Origin of the sequence: Allosphingosinicella sp., from assembly GCF_036387215.1 — a bacterium.
GTDB lineage: Bacteria > Pseudomonadota > Alphaproteobacteria > Sphingomonadales > Sphingomonadaceae > Allosphingosinicella.
Genome location: NZ_DASVUE010000047.1, coordinates 1 through 2,850, shown reverse-complemented (window position 1 = coordinate 2,850; position 2,850 = coordinate 1). Strand labels below are relative to the sequence as shown.

Annotated in this window: 3 protein-coding genes and 1 pseudogene; 3 read left to right on the top strand and 1 reads right to left on the bottom strand. The window is 63.3% G+C overall.

Annotation, left to right across the window (positions count from 1 at the left end; all coding sequences use genetic code 11):
- On the bottom strand, positions 1 to 1,738 hold a 1,738-nt coding region (locus tag VF662_RS02435), incomplete at its 3' end, for a bifunctional metallophosphatase/5'-nucleotidase (protein WP_464137296.1).
- Positions 1,739 to 1,889: 151 nt separating this feature from the next.
- Here VF662_RS02435 and VF662_RS02430 point away from each other — a divergent pair.
- From VF662_RS02430 to VF662_RS02420, 3 genes and pseudogenes are all read left to right on the top strand, one after another.
- Positions 1,890 to 2,123 (top strand): hypothetical protein, encoded by a 234-nt coding sequence (locus VF662_RS02430; RefSeq protein ID WP_464137293.1) that lies wholly within the window; start codon positions 1,890 to 1,892, stop codon positions 2,121 to 2,123.
- A gap of 136 nt (positions 2,124 to 2,259) precedes the next feature.
- Positions 2,260 to 2,502, top strand: a pseudogene (locus VF662_RS02425) (IS1 family transposase); the annotation flags it as partial.
- On the top strand, positions 2,499 to 2,678 hold the full coding sequence (locus VF662_RS02420; RefSeq protein WP_464137291.1) for a hypothetical protein: 180 nt from the start codon (positions 2,499 to 2,501) through the stop codon (positions 2,676 to 2,678). The pseudogene VF662_RS02425 and the gene VF662_RS02420, both read left to right, overlap by 4 nt.
- Positions 2,679 to 2,850 lie beyond the last annotated feature (172 nt).

The window sequence follows — 2,850 nt, the reverse complement described above, 5'->3', positions numbered from 1 at the left end:
GGCCTACCGGAGGCGGAGTAAGCGGGTTCGCGGCTGCGATATAGGCCTCCAGCGCTTCGACATCCTGAGGGCCGTCCGCCTGGTCCGTGCCTTCCGTGAAGAGCGTGAAGCTGTCGCCGCCGCCGGCGACGAAGCTGTTGACGGCGACGCGGTAGACTCGGCTGTCCTCGATCGGCTTTCCGTCCAGCCTCATATCCAGGACGCGCTGACCGGCCGGCCGCCGCACATCGTAGGCGAAGCCGAAATTGCTCGAGGGAAGCAGGAGGATCGGCTTCTCGGCAGTGTTCGTTCCGCTGTTGAACTGCTGCTCCAGGATCGCCTTCAGTTGCCGGCCGGTGTAGCTCCTGACGACGACGCTGTTCCCGAACGGATGCACGGCGAAGAGCTGCGCGAAGGTGACGCTTCCGTCCGGCCCCGGAACCAGATCCGTCCGGACACCGGTGGAATTCATGAAGGCCACCTCCGCCCCTAGGGGCTTCGTTGCCGCAAGCTGGGCGTCGGCGATAAGGTTGCCGAGCACCCGCTCCCCCGACGCGGTCCTGGCTTCGGTGGCGGGAGCGGTGAGCCGGCCCACCACCCGGTCGGCAAGCGGCGCAGCAGCGGCGACATATCGCGCGACCAGCGCCGCCACCGCCGGCTCCGGCGCGTAACGCGGCACCTGGGTGCTGAGCGGGACCTCGCCCTCGGGCCCTGTGAACGCCTCGCCCTGAACGATCATATTCTCCGCCCGCTTCGCCACCACCTTGTGGCTTTCCGGATCGATGCTGAGCGTGATGTCGGTGACGAGCGTGCCGTAACGGCCGGCGCTGGTGACGAGGAACGGCCGCGCCTTATCGATGGTGCCGTAATCGCAGACATAGGCGAAATGGGTGTGGCCGGAGACGACGAGGTCGATCGAGAGATCGAGCCGGCTGAGGATCGGGGGCAGGTCGCCGCCGAGGGCGCCGCAGCTTTTGTCGTTATAGCCGGTCTTCGGGCGCAGCCCCTCGTGGATCAGGAGCACGACTGCATCCGCGCCTTCCGAGCGGAGTTTCGCGGCCAGCGCATTGGCGGTTGCGGCTTCGTCGGCGAAGGTGAGGCCGGCAACGCTCCTGCGATCGACCAGAGGCGGCGTGTTCTTGAGCGTCATGCCGATGAAGCCGACCCGAACCTTCGATGCACCGCTTCCGAAGCTTCGCACTCCGGAGCCGGGGAAAAGCGTCGATCCGTTCTCGGTGATGACGTTGGCACCGAGGAAGCCGAAGCGGGCGCCGGGGAAGTCCTTGTCGAGGCGGCAGGGCTCGACCTTGGTGTGCTTCTCGCATCCTCCATTCTGCATTCGCAGAAGCTCGGCGCGGCCGCGGTCGAACTCGTGGTTGCCGACCGCGTTGAAGTCGAGCTTGATGAGGTTCATCGCAAGGATGGTCGGCTCGTCGAGGAACAGGCCCGACGCAAGCGGCGAGGCTCCGATCATGTCGCCCGCGCTGACCACGACGTTGTTTGGATTGCGGGTGCGCAGGGCGCCGATCGCCGATGCCAGGTAAGCCGCGCCCCCGGCCGCAACGCGGGTTGCGCTCTCGCCCGGCGCGGGATGCTCGACGAACTGCTTCGGCGGCTCGAGATTGCCGTGGAAATCGTTGAACGCGATCACCTTCACTTCGACGGGCGAAGCTGTGGGCGCACTGCGATCCGCGAGTTGCGCGGCGCATCCGGAAAGAGCCGCCAGCGACAGAGTGGCGGCCGCAACTGCTCTTAACATCCTGAAGCCTTTCACCTGGCGCCGATACGCGCCGACTATGGCAGCGGGACCGTCCGGCGCCACGGTAGTGTCTCAGTTTCAATTTAGCAGCTGAACCGTTCGCTTCCAGCCGCCGCTTCCTATATGCTTAGCGAAAGACAAGGAGGCAACGATGGACGTTCACATTCATAAGGGAAAAAAGGGCATCTACGGCTTCACCGACGATGAGGCCGGTGCCAAGCTCCCAGCGCAGCACGGGCCGTGGACCTACGAAAAGAAGATGGACATGAATCGGGGCGAGGCGCCCAGGATCGCAGTTAGTGCGGACGATTGCTTGGATGATATCGAACAGCAGGGATATCATCTCCAAAAGCCGCGCATCACCTCCAGCATCAGAACTTCGTAATACCTAAAGGTCCACGCGAAGAGACACGCCCGGCTGACGCTATCAGCCGAGCCGTGATGATCGGGAAGATTGCCACGGGCGAGATCGAGGACGAGCGGGAGGGCTTATCCAGCGCCGCGGCCCAGCTTGCCAGAACCGGCGCTTCACCCGCCTGACGAACACCTTCTCAAAGAAGCTCGACAATCACATTCAGGCGCTGGCGCTCTACTTCGCCTTCTACAACTTCTGCCGCATCCATAAGACGCTGCGCGTCACCCCGGCGAAGGCCGCTGGCATCACTGACAAGCTGTGGTCGCTAGAGGATATTGTCGCTAAGATCGATGCGATGGCTCCGGCTCCCAAGCTGCGCGGGCCTTACAAGAAGCGGGGGGATCAATGAGCGATGTCGTGAAGGTAGCGCTTATAGCAGCGGCGACGGTGATCGCCGCCGTTGCGATTTATATCTACTTTTCGCCCTACCAGACCTGTGTTCGCGCACAATCGAAGCTGGCGAAAGAAACGTACGTCGATCCTGAGTCAGTGGCGCGCGTTCATTGCACCAAACTTTCAAGCTGAGACACTACCGGCGCCACTCCCAACTTGACATTTTGCGCTGCAGCATGCATATGCGTCTCCAGCGAAGCACCATTGCAGCGTGATCGAGCGTAACCGCTCCGGCTCTGCTTCGTGATACCAAGCTTTCCCTTTTCACGCGGGCCGGCATCAACCGCCGCGTTTCCGTGCGCCA